Source organism: Paraburkholderia sp. (assembly GCF_034668105.1).
Lineage (GTDB): Bacteria > Pseudomonadota > Gammaproteobacteria > Burkholderiales > Burkholderiaceae > Paraburkholderia.
Window position 1 is genome coordinate 1 of record NZ_JAXDPY010000606.1, and the last position, 15727, is coordinate 15727.

Here is a 15727-nt window from a genome sequence, read left to right on the forward strand (position 1 = left end):
ACCCACCGACAGATCGATTCCGCCGGACACGATCACGAACGTCATACCGATCGCGACGATCAGCAGGAAGGCGTTGTCCACCAGCAGATCGAGCAGCACTTGCCACGAGAAAAAGCCGGTGTACATCACCGAGCCGAAACCGAATAGCGCGCAAAACAACAGAATGGTGACGGCGATCGGCAGTGTGCGCGGATCGACGATATGGGCCCAGGCTTCGAGGAGTCGTCTCATCGCGCCACCCCGCGCTGCGTGAAGAGCGACATGGCGAGCGCGCGCGCCGAGGGCGACTGGATCACGCTCACCGCGAGCACCACGGCCGCCTTGACGACGAGCGTCGCTTCCGGCGGTACGCCGATCGAATAGGTCGTGTAGGTAAGCGTCTGGATGATCAGCGCGCCCAGCACGGTGCCCGTCAGACTGAAGCGGCCGCCGAGCAGCGACGTGCCGCCGAGCGTCACCGCCAGAATCGCATCGAGTTCGAGCAGCAGGCCCGCGTTGTTGCCATCCGCGCTACGCACGTTCGAGCTGATGAGGATGCCCGCCATCGCGGCGGTCAATCCCGAGAAGCCGTACACGGCGAATACCAGCGCCTTGGAGCGCAGGCCGACGAGGCGCGTCGCCACCGGATTGACGCCGATCGCGCGAATGAAGAGGCCGAGCGCGGTGCCTTCAACGAGCACCGCGGTGGCCAGCACGGCCACGCTCGCGATCCACACAGAGCACGGCACGCCAAGCCAATAGCCGCCGCCGACGAACAGATAGCCCGCTGCGCCGATTGGAATGATCTGCCCCGCCGTCAACAATTGCGCGATGCCACGGCCCGCGACCATCAGGATCAACGTGGCGATGATCGGCTGCATGCCGACGAACGACACCAGCAGCCCATTCCACATGCCGCTCAACACGCCGACGATCAACGCCGCCACCAGCGCCTGCGCGATCGATCCGGCGCTCGGCTCGGGTTGCGTCGCGAGTATCGTGGCCGCGGCGGCCCCGGCAATCGCCACGACCGCGCCGACCGAAATATCGATGCCGCGTGTCGCGATCACCAGTGTCATGCCGGTGGCGACCAGTACCAGCGGCGCTGCGCGATTCAGGACGTCGATCGGCGCGCCGAACAGATGGCCGTCGAGCATTCTTAAAGAAAGAAAATGCGGATTCACCCACAGGTTCAGGACGCACAACAGCACCAGCGTGACGCACGGCCAGATCAGCGGACGTTCCGCGCCATCGCGCGCGAACCAGTTCGATAGCTTCATTCGCCGCTCCCCGCGATGAGTCGATAGATGTTGTCTTCGTTCGACGCCTTGCCGGCCACTTCAGCGATCTTGCGGCGATCGCGCAGCACCGCCACACGATGACTGACGCGCAGCACCTCGCCGATCTCGGACGAAATGAACAGGATGCTCAAACCGTTCGCGCACAGCGCCAGCAGGCGGTCCATGATGTCGAACTTGGCGGCGACGTCGATGCCGCGGGTGGGTTCGTCGAGAATCAGCAGTTTGGGATTGGTGGCGAGCCAGCGCGCCAGCAACGCCTTTTGCTGGTTGCCGCCGGAGAGCAGCCCGATCGGCTGTTCGGCGTCCGTCGCCTTGATGCCGAGGCGCTCGATCCACAGGTCCGCGATTTCATGCGCGCGATGCCGTTTGATCTTGCGCCACCAGCCGCGCCGCGCCTGCAACGCCAGCAGAATGTTCTCGCGGATCGACAGTTCGGCGACGATGCCCTCTTTCTTGCGATCCTCCGCGCAGTAGCCGATGCCGTGACGCACGGCATCGCGCGGTGAACGCAGCCGCACAGGACGGCCTTCGACCAGGATCGTGCCGCTGTCGGCGCGGTCCGCGCCGAACAGCAACCGCGCGGTCTCCGTGCGGCCCGAGCCTAGCAGGCCGGCAAGGCCCAGGATCTGGCCCGGCTGCACGTCGAGGTCGATCGGCTGCAGCGTGCCGCGCCGTCCGACGCCGCGCAGTTCGACGAACGGCTGAACGGACTGCTTGCTCTCTGGTCCTTCGTGCGTGGTGTGGCCGTCATGCGCCGCTTCGCGCAAGCGCGCGCTCATGCGTTCGTGACCGACCATCTTCGCGACCAGTTGATCGGCCGGCAGATCGCGCGCGAGGTATTCGCCTTCGCGTTCGCCGTTGCGCATCACCGTGATGCGATCGGAAATCGCATACGTCTGCTCGATAAAATGCGTGACAAACAGAATCGCGATACCCGATTGCTTAAGATGGCGAAGTATTTTGAACAGCTGGGCAACTTCTCCGTCGTCGAGGCTGGAGGTCGGCTCGTCGAGGATCAGTACGCGTGCGTCGACCGATAGCGCTCTGGCGATCGCCACCATCTGCTGCACGGCGATCGGATAGGCATCGAGCGAGCGCGTGACATCGAGTGTCACGTCGAGACGAAGAAGCGCGGCCTGCGCGCGGCGCTTGATGTCGGGCCAATCGATCGCGCCAAAACGCTTTGGCTGCCGGCCCGCAAAGATGTTCTCCGCCACCGAGAGGTTCGGGCATAGGTTCACTTCCTGATACAGCGTGCGCACGCCGGCCGCTTCCGCCTCCTGCGGCGAAGCGAACGCCACGATCTCGCCGGCGAGGCGGATCGTGCCGGCGTCGGGCGCGACCACGCCGGTCAACACGTTGATCAGGGTGGATTTGCCGGCACCGTTCTGCCCCATCAGCGTGTGGATTTCACCGGGAAACAGGCGGAAGTCGACTCGCTGCAGCGCTTTCACGCCTGGAAACGTCTTGCTGACACCGGCAGTGGCCAGAATGGGCTCGAGTGCACTCGAGGCGGCGCTGGCTCGAGCGTCGCCTGTGATGGCGCCGTTGGAAGGGGAGCCGGCGGCCGGTGGATTCGGTTCAGAAGCGGGATGCGTCATAGACCTCGCTCGATCGGCGGTGCGTTGGTCGGGTGGGCACAGGCGGGCCAGGGTGGGCGCGACCTGCCTCAGCGTCAGCGGAAAAGAGACCGCCCGCTGCCGAAGCAGCCGGGCGGTCAGGCACCACTGGAGAAACCCTGCAATCTGTCCGTACAGCTTTTATCCTGCGGCTATTGCATTGTCTGGATAGCTAATCAGTTGGCCACCCGACTCGGCGTCAATGGCGTCCGCTTCAGTACTTGCGCGTCGGCAGAGTCTGCGCCGCGACGCTCATCGGGAAAACAGTCTCTTCCGTCAGGATGCGCTTGGGCAACGGCTTGCCGGCCACCACGTCCTTGACCGCCGACATCAGCTGCGGTCCCAGCAACGGGCTGCATTCCACGTCGACGTTCATCTTGCCCGCGGCCATCGCCTGGAAGCCGCCCTTGGTCGCGTCGAACGAAACGACGGTGATGTCTTTGCCCGGATGCATGCCGGCCTCTTCCATCGCCTGGATGGCGCCGAGCGCCATATCGTCGTTATGCGCATAAACTACATTTATTTTATTTCCATAAGTTTTTATAAACGCTTCCATCACCTGCTTGCCGCCGGCAAGGGTGAAATCGCCGCTTTGCGACGCAATGATCTTGAATTTGGGATCGCTTTTGATCACTTCGATCAGGCCGGAATGCCGGTCATTGGCCGGCGCCGAGCCGACCGTTCCCTGCAGTTCCGCGATGTTGATGGGACCTGGATCGCTCTTATAGTGATCTGCCAGCCAATGACCACCGCGCCGGCCCTCTTCCATGAAGTCCGAGCCGATCATCGTCACGTACAACGACGTGTCTTTCACGTCGATGTTGCGGTCGGTCAGGATCACCGGAATCTTGGCGGCTTTGGCTTCGCGCAGTACCGGCTCCCAGCCGGATTCGACAACCGGAGAGAATGCGATCACATCGACTTTCTGCGCGATGTAGGAGCGGATCGCCTTGATCTGGTTTTCCTGCTTTTGCTGGGCGTCGGAGAATTTGAGCTTGATCTTCGCGTCCGCGGCCGCGGATTTCACCGACTCGGTATTGGCGGTTCGCCATGCACTTTCGGCGCCGACCTGCGCGAAGCCGAGTGTGATCTGTTTGTCCTGCGCGTAAGCACCCGGCGTTGTCAGCGCCAGAGCGCCGAGGCTCGAGCAAAGCGCGAGCGCGCCCAACGCACGACATGCGGCGCGTCGTGTATTCGCCATGACTGTCTCCTGATCGTTGTTGTGTAGGCGATCCATCGAACCCGCCCGGCGGTTGCAGCCCTCACGGTGCGTGGATCGTGATGTAGCGTAGTGTCTGGGGCGTTAACCGTCCAATCATATGATTCGCGTCGGCGATACCAATTTCGGTATCGCGGGCGGTGTCGGCTGTGTCGTGGGCGTAGGCAATGCGGTGCGGTTCGCTGCGGCGCGAACGGTGATGGAGAGCGACGTTGAGTGCGCTTCTTAGGTGCTTACGTGCTTACGTGCTTACGTGCTTGCGTGCTTGCGTGCCTGCGTGCCTGCGTGCCTGCGTGCTTCCGCGCTCATGTGCTTGCTGGCTCGACGCGGCTTCGCGGCGTTACCCACCGAAACGTCAGATTGATTCGCTCTCCGGCCACCCGCGGCTCCTTCGGCACGCGATGCCGCCAGTCGGCCTGCGTGTCACCCTTCATCACCAGCAAGCTGCCGCCCTTCAGCGAAAACGACTGCACGACGCCGGTCTTGTTGTGCCGCAAATCGAAGGTGCGCGCCACGCCCAGGCTGATTGACGCAATCACCGGCCGAGCGCCGAGCTCGGGCTCGCGGTCGGCATGCCAGCCCATGCTGTCGGTGCCGCTGCGATAGCGATTGAGCAGCACGCTATTGAAGCGCGCGTGGCAAGCTGCCTCGGCGGCGGCACGCAGTTCGGCGACGGTCCGGGTCCACGCTTGCGGCAGGTTGCGAATTCCGGAGTAGACGTAGACCGCGTCGGGCTCGCCCTGCCAGGCAGTCAGCCGCGGCAGCGGCACGCGGCCGGCCGGCGTACCCATCATGTCCTGACGCCATTCGACTTCGTCGATGAGTTGCGTTAAAGCGCGCGCAGCGGCCCCGGGCGCGAGCCACTCGGGATACCAGTCCACGTCGGGCGCCGGAAGGTTATCGAAAAGGTCCGCCATGATATTTCCTGAATGCGATTGCGCACGCGGTGCATGCGCGATTGAGAACCCTGGCTATTATGGCGGCAACGACGATGACGCACACACCAATGGTTTGCGCTTTCATCGTGCTTTTCTCGCTCTGCTACTGCAAAGGACCCCTACCATGATTCTTTCCGATCAGGCGCTCGATCAGCTGTTTCGCGAAGCGCGCACACATAACGGCTGGCAGGCCAAACCGGTCGACGACGCCGTGCTCCGGCAACTCACGCAGCTCGTGCTGCTCGGGCCGACTTCGGCCAATTCGAGCCCCGGCCGCTTCGTTTACGTGAAAACACCTGAAGGCAAAGAGAAGCTGCGTCCGGCGCTGTCGGCGGGTAATCTCGAGAAAACGATGGCGGCGCCCGTCACGGTGATCGTCGGGATGGACATGGCGTTTTACGAGCATCTGCCCAAACTGTTCCCGCATGCCGACGCGCGCAGCTGGTTCGCCGGCAACGACAAGGCGATCGCGGATACGGCTTTTCGCAACTCGACGCTGCAAGGCGGCTATCTGATTCTCGCAGCCCGCGCGCTCGGTCTGGACACCGGCCCAATGTCGGGCTTCGACGCCGCCAAGGTCGACGAGGCCTTCTTCGCCGGCACGAGCGTGAAGTCCAACTTCCTGATCAATCTGGGCTACGGTGACCCGTCGAAGCTATTCCCGCGCAGCCCGCGCTTCGCCTTCGACGAAGCGGCCCGGATCCTCTGACATGCCAATGGCCGCCGGTGCGTTTATCTGAAGAGCGCCACGTAGAACACCACCGCGCCGATCAACGCACCGATGAAACAGAAGCCTTCGTCGGCGTCATCGCCATTGGAACGCAACCACGCGCCGACCACGCCGAACAGCCCTGCGATGCCCAGTGCGACGCATACCATCACCACGTCGAATAACGCGCTTTTGCCCAGCTCGGAGAAGTCGATGTCGCGCACGCCGAAGTACAAGGCGAGCGCCATCAGCGATATGCCCACCAAGGGCAGCATCACGTGGCTGCCCTCTCGTCCGACGTGATGCGCGTGGTGTTCGTGGCGTACGTGATTGCCTGATCCAAGCAGTTTCATGATGCCTCTCCTGCCTCGCCCTCTACCGGCGACAAAACGAACCCATCGCGAACCATCGCAAGGCCGCAACGACCCTCAGCCAGGCGGGTTCTATTTGAGAATAGTCCACGCGGAACACAATTCAAAGCCCATTTAATTAGCCCGCCATGCAATTCGGCCAGACTGTGGGCGACGGCGAATTGCTGCAATGCGCCACCCGTCTGAAGCGTCGAACCCGCACGTGTTCAGCAAGCAGGTGTGAGCCAATCTGGTGCCGTCGGCACGGCGTTGCACATCTCGGTAGAATGGTCCGGCTCGTCCGCTATTCCAGGGTTGCCGTTGGCGAGCTGCCGCCGTCTTTTCACTCGAGCCGGCCCCTTCCCGCCTCTATCCTCTCTATGCGCCGCACATCGTTTCTTGTTCGCTTCATCCTGATTGGCATCCTGCTGCATATCTACGTCGGCTTTCGTCTGCTTCCCGACATGCCGATTAGTGGCGCCGCCCGATGGGCGTGCGCATTGTGGCTGGTGCTGTCGATCTTTCTGATTCCGCTCGGCATGCTGGCGCGCACCATCAAGCAGCAACCGCTCAGCGACAGGCTCGCGTGGGTCGGCCTGCTGGCGATGGGTTTCTTCTCGTCGCTGCTGGTCCTGACATTCGCGCGCGATCTGGCGCTCGCGTCGCTGCTCACCGTCGATGCAATCTGGCCGAACACGATTGCCATCGCGCACTGGCGTACCGGCTCAGCGGCAGCGGTACCGTTGCTTGCGCTGCTCTCGACACTCGTCGGCCTGTTCAACGCACGGCGCCGCGCCAAGGTCGTGACGATCGAGATACCGATCGACGATTTGCCGGCGGCGCTCGACGGCTTCACGATCGTCCAGATCAGCGATATCCACGTCGGCCCGACCATCAAAGGCCGTTATGTGGACGCCATCGTCGACGCGGTGAATCGGCTGAAGCCAGATCTGATTGCTGTCACCGGCGATGTGGTGGACGGCAGCGTGCCGCAACTGTCAAGGCACACGCAGCCGCTGTCGCGGCTCAGCGCGCGTCACGGCGCGTTTTTGGTGACCGGCAACCACGAGTATTACGCCGGCGCGAACGCGTGGATCGATGAGTTCCGGCGCCTGGGGTTGACCGTTCTGCTCAACGAGCATGTGGTCGTGGAACATGACGGCGCGCGCGCCGTGATCGCCGGCGTAACCGATTTTTCGGCAGGCCATCATGACCCGTTGCATCGCAGCGACCCCATCGCGGCCCTCGCCGGCGCGCCTGGCGACGTGCTGATCAAAGTCCTGCTCGCGCACCAGCCGCGCTCAGCCGAAGCCGCCGCCGCAGCGGGTTTCACGCTGCAATTGTCCGGCCACACGCATGGCGGCCAGTTCTTCCCGTGGAATTTCTTTGTGCGCCTTCAGCAACCGTTCACTGCAGGTCTCGCACGGTTGAATGGCCTATGGGTCTACACGAGTCGCGGCACCGGCTATTGGGGACCGCCGAAGCGCCTTGGCGCGCCTTCGGAAATCACGCGATTGCGTCTCGTGCCCGGCGAGCCCGACTGAAGCGTCGAACCGGATGTCCAATAGCGCCGCGCCGAAGTCATATTGGATTGCGCAATAAAAAGCGCGAAGGTCCGTAAAGGACCTTCGCGCTCCGGCGCTGATACGCCTGCTTCAGTTGATAAGCGTTACCGCGATTACTGCGCGGGCGCCACGGCCACGCTGACTTGCGGTGCGTACGCCACCGACACTTGCATTCCAGGCGTCACACCGGCGAGCTTAGCCGGCTCGCGTCCCTGAATATGAAACACCGCGCCATTCGGGCTCTTCAGGGCCATGATGCCGGAAGCGTGGTCGATGGCCTGCACTTCGGCGGTCACGTTCTGCGCCGTGTTCTGCTGTACCGCTTGAGCAGCCGCGTGGCCGTCGGCACCGCGCGTAACGCTGACCATGGCGTTGCGCATCATCCGGATGTGGACCTTGCCCCCCTGCTTGATCTGCGCCAGATTGCCCGTCTCGGTGATGTTGAACGAAGCTTCGCCGCCCTGTGCGTCGAGCACGGTCAGCGAATGTTTAGCCTGATCGATAAACTTCACGACACCGTCTGCCTGCAGCGTGCTGCTGCCTTCAAACGGCGCGGGCAAACCGGCGGCAAACGACACGAGCGGAGCAGCAGCAATCAATGCACCGGCAATGATGCCAAGAGCTTTATTTTTCATACATTCCTCAATTGGGGTGACAGCGAAAAAGAGACGATGTTGTGCGGATCGGATACGCCTGGAAGAGCGCCAGGACAACTGAACGATTTCCAGACGAAACCGTGAGAAGTGAAACGCGAATCGAGCGCCAGACCGCACAACGTGTTTCAAAGTGTGCGCACAGTGTGTTTTCCGGGATGAACATCGTCAACATTCGGAGTCCGTATTTATGCGAGGAAAATACTGAGCCGGCCGTGAGAAATCCCGCAAGCATCGCCATGTGGCTTCCGCCGCCCTGCTTTACCCCCGCTTGACTCAACTTTGCAGAGCTGCCTAAAATTCGCCCAGTTCATTTAACCGGAATCACGATCTTGGACAGCAGCAGTCGCACTAGTCGAGTTTCGATTCGCCCGATCGCCTGATCGGCAAGATTTCCGCGCCAGCCTTTGCCTGTCGCCGTCTTGCCTTCAGGCCCGACGGTGCACCTCGTTTATATCCTCGTACTACCCGTGAAATGCCGCGTGGCTCGATGCCTTGCGGATGCTGAGTGACTTCCAGCGCGCGAGCCGCGGCTCGCTTGCCTCGTCACGCCCGACCGCGCCCGTGTTCCACCTTCGGACACGTGGCGCTGTCACGCGCCGGGTTCACACTGTGCCAACACGCGCCTTAACCTTTCTTATCGATGACAATTGAATTCGTCTGGCGGCTCTTAGCCGCCTTCAGCTGCGGTGTCGCGATCGGCCTCGAACGGCAGATGCGCCAGCGCAACGCAGGCCTGCGCACCATCACGCTGGTCGCGAGCGGCGCGTGTCTGTTCGTCACACTCGGCGTGCTCACCGGAAACGGCACCTCTAGCATCACGCAGATTGCCGCCTATGTCGTATCCGGTGTTGGCTTTCTCGGCGGCGGCGTGATCATGCGAGTCATCACGCGTCAGCTCCCCCATCTTCGCGTGCATCGTCTACACTTAGCTTGCAATAGATTTAGACAATGTTAATTCCGCGTCCTGAATATGGACTGTCCCATAACCTTCGACTAAGCTCTGTCACCGTGAATTTTTCACACTCAACCATGGAGTCTCGATTATGGAACACGGCATCATTGCATGGCTCATCATCGGCGCAATCGCCGGCTGGCTGGCTGGCGTGCTTGTCAAGGGCGGCGGCTTCGGTCTGATCGTCGACATCATCGTCGGGATTGTCGGTGCGTTCATCGGCGGCTGGCTTGCCGGCGTGCTGCACATTTCGCTCGGCGGCGGCTGGATCGGTTCGATCATCACTGCTGTGATCGGCGCCGTCATTCTGCTATTTCTTATCCGGCTTGTCCGGCGCGGTACCTGAGCGCAGCACCTGATGTCTTACGGCGTCGGGGGTCGATACCACCTGACGCCGGTTTCACCTGAAGTTAGAGAAGCGCCTGCACTGCAGGCAACATCGAGCCGGTGTCACCCAGCCGCGTGTGCCACGCGAAAGCCTGGTCCAACTGATGCGGCGTTTGCCCACCCCATTGCAAGGCGTCCCGATAGTAATCGCGAAGCAGATCGCGATAGAGCGGATGCGCGCAATTCTCGATAGTCAACATAGCGCGCTCTCGTGGCGCGAGGCCACGCAGGTCGGCCAGGCCCTGCTCCGTTACGACCACGTCCACGTCGTGTTCGTTGTGATCGCAGTGCGGGACCATCGGCACCACGCTTGAAATGCGGCCGCCCTTCGCCATGGACTTCGTCGCGAAGATCGCGCATGACGCATTGCGCGCAAAATCGCCCGAGCCGCCAATGCCGTTCATCATGTGCGTCCCGCCCACGTGGGTGGAATTCACATTGCCGTAAATGTCGAACTCCAGTGCAGTATTCAACGCGATCAAACCAAGCCGGCGAATCACTTCAGGATGGTTGCTGACCTCCTGCGGACGCAGCACCAGACGATCACGATAGCGCTCGAGTTCGCCGAACACCTGCGCCTGGCGCGCAGCTGACAACGTGATCGACGCACCGGAGGCGAACGTCACCTTGCCGGCGTCCATCAGATCGAAGGTCGAATCCTGCAGTACTTCTGAGTAAATCTCGAACGCCCCGAAGGGCGAATCGACGAAGCCGGCCAGCACCGCATTGGCAATCGTGCCGATGCCCGCCTGCAACGGCGGCAAGTGTCGGGGCATGCGCCCGCGCGACACTTCGTGTTCGAAAAACGCAATCAGGTGGCCGGCGATCAGTTCCGTTTCCGGATCCGCGGGCAGCACCGTGGACGGACTATCCGCCTTGTCGGTAATCACGATGGCCGCGATTTTGTCCAGCGGAATCTGGATGGCCGGCGTGCCGACACGGTCTTGCGGACGCACGATCGGCAGCGGTTCGCGATTCGGTCTGCGGCCCGGAATCCAGATATCGTGCAGCCCTTCGAGAGCGAGCGGCTGTGCGAGATTGATTTCGACGATGACCTTGTCAGCGAGGATCGCGAAGCTGGCCGAGTTACCGACAGAGGTTGTCGGCACGATGCCACCGGTTTCCGTGATCGCGGTGGCTTCGATAATGGCGATGTCGAGCTTGCCGAGTTGATTTGCACGCAGCATCTCGACGGTCTCGGACAAATGTTGATCGACAAACATGACTTCGCCGCGATTGATCGCATCGCGCAAAGTCTTGTCGACCTGAAACGGCAAGCGGCGCGCTAACACATGCGCCTCGGTGAGCATGCGATCCACGTCATGGCCGAGCGATGCGCCGGTCATCAACGTAATTTGCAGCGGCTTGCCTTCCTGACGAACCCGCTCGGCGAGTGCGACAGGGACAGCCTTGGCGTCGCCCGCGCGCGTAAAACCGCTGGCGCCGACGTGCATGCCGTCCTGAATCAGAAGCGCTGCCTCTGCGGCTGAGGTGATTTTCCCGCATAGCGCGGGGCAACGAATCCGGTCTTGATACATGACTGAGTCTCTCCATAGTCACCAGTCCAGTCTACCGGTGCGCACGTCTGCGGTGTGCTTCGCTCAGTAGCCAGATTGTCGCACCCGCCGCGGCGTCTCGATGGGACGGCGTCGCGGCCAGGTGTTTCGTCGCGTGAAAAATTCCCGCGACAGATCTTGCGGTACCGCTGATGCTGCTCGTGGCGCTGTTTAGCTGCCGAAGTAGATATTGCAGAAGCTCACGGGCCCGACGCACTCTTCGGCCTTGGCCTTCGGTACAGTGACGCGATTTTGCTCGGCGACGTTGTTGGCGCGCGGCGCGTGTGCTTGCGCGACCTGTTGTTCCGGGGCAGCCGGTGCGGTCTGTGCATGAGCGACAACAGCGGACAAAGAGCAGGCAATCAAGGCAATCTTCAACACATTCATTTCGTTCTCCAATACTTACGATTCCGTCTCGCAGAAACTCCCTTTAAGGGGATTGCGTGGCAGTGGTGAAACTATATGACTGTCATCTACATGGATAAACCGGGCTGGACGGAAGTGATCTTTCCATCTGGTAGAAGGATCGAGGCGAGGGCCCGGTCCGACGCGCATGGGGCGGCGCGCGTGAGTCAGCGCGCGTTGAAAGGCGCGTCTTTATCGAGCAATGCCGTACGGATGAAGTGCAGACAACTGAGGATGCGCTGCAGGTCGTGCCGCCTGTCGCGGTCGGTATGAACGGTTTCCAGTACGTCCTGAGCGATCCAGGTGGTTGAGCGCACGGATATGAGGGCCCGCTCGAGAGCATGCGAGTGGGGACGCGTGAAGAGCCGCGCGAGGTCGCCTTCGGTCTGGGCGAGGCTGCTGGCCCAGCCTGGATGAAGCGCTTGCGCGTAGCTGGCACGCGCCGCTTCATGACGCAGGTCGATCACGGCGTGTCCTACTTCGAGCGTGACGAGCATCCAGCGCAAGGCATCGCGACGGCGGCGCGAGCGCCGTGTCAACAGCATGCGCAACTGCGAGGTCAGATCGTGGGTGCTCGACTGAAAGCGCTGATTGAGGCCGGGCAGGTCGTCCTTGCATGCGGACACAACTTGCGCGCGTAAATCGCCCTTGATTCTCTCTGTGAGCCACGGCATATCCGCTGGAAAAACCACCGCGAAAGCGATCGCCGCGAGCAAAAGCGAGGCCGTGATCGCTATGCCGTTGTTGATCAGCAGATCGGGCGCATACGTGACGACGTTGTCTGGGACGGCGAGCAGGCAGAAGAACACCGAAAAGCCGATGCCATATCCTGCTGTGAGCTTGCGCGATGCGATGAAGGCGCCGAATGCGAGTACCGGGGTAAGCGTCACGCAAAGCAGCGGAAAACCGTCGATGTTCGGATAGACATAGCACGTAAAAAGGTAGCCGGTCATGGTCGCCAGCACTGCTCCGACGGCCATCTGCACGGCCATTTTCGATGCGTTCGGCGCGGTCGACGTCAACGCGCAGACAAGCGCCGCGCCGATCACCGCCAGACCGCCGCTGGGCCAGTCGGTGGCGATCCAGAACCAGCCGGCGATCGCCATGACCACTGCCGACCTGGCAAAGGTAAACGCGACCACAAAGCCGTTCGTCTTGCTCATATAGCCACCGGGCGCGCGCTGCTCTGCGCCAGGCTTGCGCTGAGCCAGCGATGCGTAAGTCTCGGAGTAACGGATCCATTCGTCGACAAAACGATATAGCAGTTCCGCAGCCGTATCGAAATCCGCCAGCGATTCAGCGGGTGCGACTTCCAGCGGCCGTCTCGTTTCGCGCACGCGCCGCGGCAAGCTTGCCTGGAAGAGCCGTAGAGCGGCGGCCACGTGCGCGGCGTCCGCGTTTGCGTTTATGTCCTTGGGTGATGCCAGCCATACCGACAGCTCGTGGAAGTACGGCGTAATGGCATCGACTATTCGGCCGGAGCCGTTCACGCGCAGACGTTTGAGCAACTGGTGCAGCGCATGAAGTCGCGCGCACGCGTCCATGAATTCGCCGTTCAGACGGCCGAGATGCTGGCTGCGGGAACGCATGGCCGGATCTTCGAAGGCAGCAAATGTCCGCGTCGCTTCAAAGCCGACGATCTCGTCGACGAGATCCGCAAAGCGGCGTTCAAACTGGCCGCGCTCGATGCCGCGAGCCAGCACCTCGGCAGCGAACGCAGTAAAATTCATGTATCGAATGTGGAGCGCGCGCCGCAATGCAAGGCTGGAACGCTGCGGCACAACCAGCGCGCTCACCGCGCTCGAGCACACGATGCCGACCGCCACTTCCGCCGCGCGCGTAAGCGCCGCGAGAAACAGGCTGTGAGGCGCCATGACATTTGGAATGCCGATCAGGGCAGCGGTATAACCCGCCAACACGAAACCGTACCATCTGAAATGCCGATATCGGACCGCTGCTGCGATACAGGCGCTCACCCAGCCAATCATGCCGAGCATGTACAACTCGGGTTGCTGCACGCACACCGCCCCGATGGCCAAGGCCGCGATCGTGCCCACGGCGGTGCCGAGAATCCGATAGAAACTCTTGGCGAGCACCATGCCACTGAATGGCTGCATCAGCACGAACACTGTCGTCATCGCGATGCGGGGCTGCCGCAGATCCAGCAACATCGCAATACCCAGCGCCAGCAGACCCGCGGTGACCGTTTTCAGCAGATGCAGCCAGATCAGGCCGTCGCTGTTCGCCCAGTCGCGAATGGCCGGACTGAGTGTTGGCAACATGACGCTCCACTGCGGGCGGGAATCCGCCGTCGGTTTGATCGCATGTTGGCGTTTCATCAGAAAGCAGCGCGCCCTGGTTTGTCGCTGAAGGAAGCACCGGTGAACGCTGCTGCGCACACCGGCAGGCAAGGCGCCGATTGTAGAAGCATGTGCTGCTTGTATTAATACAATGGCCGCGGAACGTCCCTTCCAGAACGAACAACAATGAGCTCGCGGGACAGGCGGACAATACGGCTTCGGCCGTGAAATAGAAGGATCGATGGATACGTTACAAAATATGCGAGTGTTCGTACGCGTGGTCGAGGCGGGTAGTTTTACCGCCGCCGCGCAGTCGCTCAACTCGACGACAGGCGCGATGTCCCGCGCCGTCTCGGAGCTCGAAGCTCATCTGCGCACGCGCTTGCTGAACCGGTCGACGCGGCGACTCGCGCTCACCACTGCCGGCGAGCGGTACCTGAAGCGATCTCAGCAGATCCTTGCAGATGTCGACACCGCGGAAGAAGAAGCAAGCTGTGCCCACGAACGCCCCAGCGGCGCGTTGCGCATGCACAGCTTCGCCAGCATCGGCCAGCATTACGTGCTGCCGGCTGTTTCCCGGTATCGCGCACTTTATCCTGAAGTGACTGTCGAGCTGACGTTATCGCAGCGGATGCCAGATCTGTTCGAGGGGAGTGCCGACGTCGCCGTGATCAGCGCCTCGACTTTGCCCAATTCGGATCTCGTTTCGCTCCCGCTTGGTACAACGTTCAGCATCTTGTGTGCATCGCCTACGTACGTGCGCGCTCATGGCACACCGCAACAGCCAAGCGATCTGGCGGATCACGAGTGTTTGATTCTGCACACGCCTGCATTTCCACCCCACGAATGGGTGCTCGACGGTCCGCACGGCAGCGAGGTGATGGAAGTGAACGGCCCTGTGCACGTGAATATCGCGGAATCGCTGATCGTCGCGATTCACGAAGGAATGGGCATTGGTATGGTGCCGCTCTACGCGGCGATTGCCGGGTTACGTGACGGGACGTTAATCCGCGTGCTGCCCGACTATACGCTGCAGAAGACGAACGTTTACGCGCTATATCCGTCACGCAAGTTTATCGACGCTAAGACGCGGACGTGGGTCGAGTTCTTACGCACGCATCTGCCGAAGATGATTGCACGCGACGAGGCGTTGCTTGCTGAGGTCGGCCAGATGTATGCAGCCGATGGTTTGGCGCCTGCACAGGCCGGCGGCATTGAGGACAGGGACGTGGCTGCGGATTGACGCAGACTTTGCAGACGAAGTGCGAAGACCGCGCCTGAGTAAGACAGCGACGTGATTAGTGAGTGGCAGGCCCCATTTGCGATGGCAACAAGGGGGCTGCAAGGGAGCGGCAATTTTTGGTTGGGAAAGGAGTGAGCACTGGAAGATTGGGGTATTTGGGCAAGGTCGGGCGATGTTCCAGATCAGGCCATTCGATGTTTGCGGAGCCGGCCGTTGTGACGGACAGAGCGGCGGACAGTTGCGGGGACGCGGTCCCGGTCCGGGCGTGAGCGTGCCGCCGTCGCGGTGATGACGGCGGGGGCGAAGCACGCGGTCTGCACCCGTTTGCGGGGGCGTTCTTTGCCGGAGCCGTGTGCCTGAGCCGTGTGCCTGAGCCGGCGCTGCTTTGCCCGTTTTTTGCGTTTGCCCGTTTGTTTCGGGACGGTAAACGCAGAAACCCCACCTTCTGGGGGTGGGGTTTCTGTTGCTGCTGGGGAGCCTGACGATTACCTACTTTCACACGGGAATCCGCACTATCATCGGCGTGGAGTCGTTTCACGGTCCTGTTC

At 61.8% G+C, this 15727-nt stretch carries 13 protein-coding genes and 2 pseudogenes; 5 read left to right on the forward strand and 10 right to left on the reverse strand.

The features are described from left to right. The 5 genes and pseudogenes from QOC89_RS26695 to QOC89_RS26715 form a co-directional block, all read right to left on the reverse strand. A pseudogene (locus tag QOC89_RS26695) lies at window positions 1–231 on the reverse strand (sugar ABC transporter permease YjfF); the annotation flags it as partial. Then, the gene (locus QOC89_RS26700; protein ID WP_323047774.1) at window positions 228–1259 is read right to left on the reverse strand and encodes an ABC transporter permease; all 1032 of its coding nucleotides are present in this window, start codon (window positions 1257–1259) and stop codon (window positions 228–230) included. The pseudogene QOC89_RS26695 and the gene QOC89_RS26700, both read right to left, overlap by 4 nt. Further along, the gene (locus tag QOC89_RS26705; RefSeq protein ID WP_323047775.1) at window positions 1256–2881 is read right to left on the reverse strand and encodes a sugar ABC transporter ATP-binding protein; all 1626 of its coding nucleotides are present in this window, start codon (window positions 2879–2881) and stop codon (window positions 1256–1258) included. Before QOC89_RS26705 ends, QOC89_RS26700 begins: the two co-directional genes overlap by 4 nt. A gap of 232 nt (window positions 2882–3113) precedes the next feature. Continuing rightward, complete coding sequence (locus QOC89_RS26710; protein WP_323047776.1) at window positions 3114–4100, reverse strand: ABC transporter substrate-binding protein; 987 nt, start codon at window positions 4098–4100, stop codon at window positions 3114–3116. A gap of 323 nt (window positions 4101–4423) precedes the next feature. Continuing rightward, a complete protein-coding gene (locus tag QOC89_RS26715) occupies window positions 4424–5035 on the reverse strand; it encodes an alpha-ketoglutarate-dependent dioxygenase AlkB family protein (protein WP_323047777.1) in 612 nt (203 codons plus the stop codon). A gap of 145 nt (window positions 5036–5180) precedes the next feature. On the opposite strand from QOC89_RS26715, the gene QOC89_RS26720 reads away from it, so the two are divergent. Beyond that, window positions 5181–5765: a malonic semialdehyde reductase gene (locus QOC89_RS26720; protein ID WP_323047778.1), complete on the forward strand. Its 585-nt coding sequence runs from the start codon at window positions 5181–5183 to the stop codon at window positions 5763–5765. A gap of 23 nt (window positions 5766–5788) precedes the next feature. Here QOC89_RS26720 and QOC89_RS26725 read toward each other — a convergent pair whose 3' ends face one another. Continuing rightward, on the reverse strand, window positions 5789–6118 hold the full coding sequence (locus QOC89_RS26725; RefSeq protein WP_323047779.1) for a hypothetical protein: 330 nt from the start codon (window positions 6116–6118) through the stop codon (window positions 5789–5791). Between the two features lie 377 nt (window positions 6119–6495). Here QOC89_RS26725 and QOC89_RS26730 point away from each other — a divergent pair, with 377 nt between their 5' ends. Continuing rightward, a complete protein-coding gene (locus QOC89_RS26730) occupies window positions 6496–7659 on the forward strand; it encodes a metallophosphoesterase (protein ID WP_323047780.1) in 1164 nt (387 codons plus the stop codon). 134 nt (window positions 7660–7793) lie between these two features. Here the strand turns inward: QOC89_RS26730 and QOC89_RS26735 are convergent, their stop codons facing one another. Continuing rightward, complete coding sequence (locus QOC89_RS26735; RefSeq protein ID WP_323047781.1) at window positions 7794–8315, reverse strand: hypothetical protein; 522 nt, start codon at window positions 8313–8315, stop codon at window positions 7794–7796. A gap of 661 nt (window positions 8316–8976) precedes the next feature. Here QOC89_RS26735 and QOC89_RS26740 point away from each other — a divergent pair. Both QOC89_RS26740 and QOC89_RS26745 read left to right on the forward strand, forming a co-directional pair. Then, window positions 8977–9216 (forward strand): annotated as a pseudogene (locus QOC89_RS26740) (MgtC/SapB family protein); the annotation flags it as partial. Between the two features lie 163 nt (window positions 9217–9379). Next, the gene (locus QOC89_RS26745) at window positions 9380–9634 is read left to right on the forward strand and encodes a GlsB/YeaQ/YmgE family stress response membrane protein (RefSeq protein ID WP_028197420.1); all 255 of its coding nucleotides are present in this window, start codon (window positions 9380–9382) and stop codon (window positions 9632–9634) included. A gap of 64 nt (window positions 9635–9698) precedes the next feature. On the opposite strand, the gene QOC89_RS26750 is transcribed toward QOC89_RS26745, so the two are convergent. The 3 genes from QOC89_RS26750 to QOC89_RS26760 all read right to left on the reverse strand — a co-directional run bounded on the left by QOC89_RS26750 (window position 9699) and on the right by QOC89_RS26760 (window position 13975). Next, entirely contained in the window at window positions 9699–11213 is a 1515-nt protein-coding gene (locus tag QOC89_RS26750; RefSeq protein ID WP_323047782.1) for an acetyl-CoA hydrolase/transferase family protein, read from the reverse strand. Between the two features lie 189 nt (window positions 11214–11402). Beyond that, window positions 11403–11618 carry a hypothetical protein gene (locus tag QOC89_RS26755; RefSeq protein WP_323047785.1) on the reverse strand — a complete coding sequence of 72 codons (216 nt, stop codon included), beginning with the start codon at window positions 11616–11618 and terminating at the stop codon, window positions 11403–11405. A 185-nt stretch (window positions 11619–11803) separates the two neighbouring features. Further along, entirely contained in the window at window positions 11804–13975 is a 2172-nt protein-coding gene (locus QOC89_RS26760; protein WP_323047783.1) for an FUSC family protein, read from the reverse strand. A 202-nt stretch (window positions 13976–14177) separates the two neighbouring features. Between QOC89_RS26760 and QOC89_RS26765 the strand changes: the two genes are divergently transcribed. Continuing rightward, entirely contained in the window at window positions 14178–15179 is a 1002-nt protein-coding gene (locus QOC89_RS26765) for a LysR family transcriptional regulator (RefSeq protein WP_323047784.1), read from the forward strand. Window positions 15180–15727 lie beyond the last annotated feature (548 nt).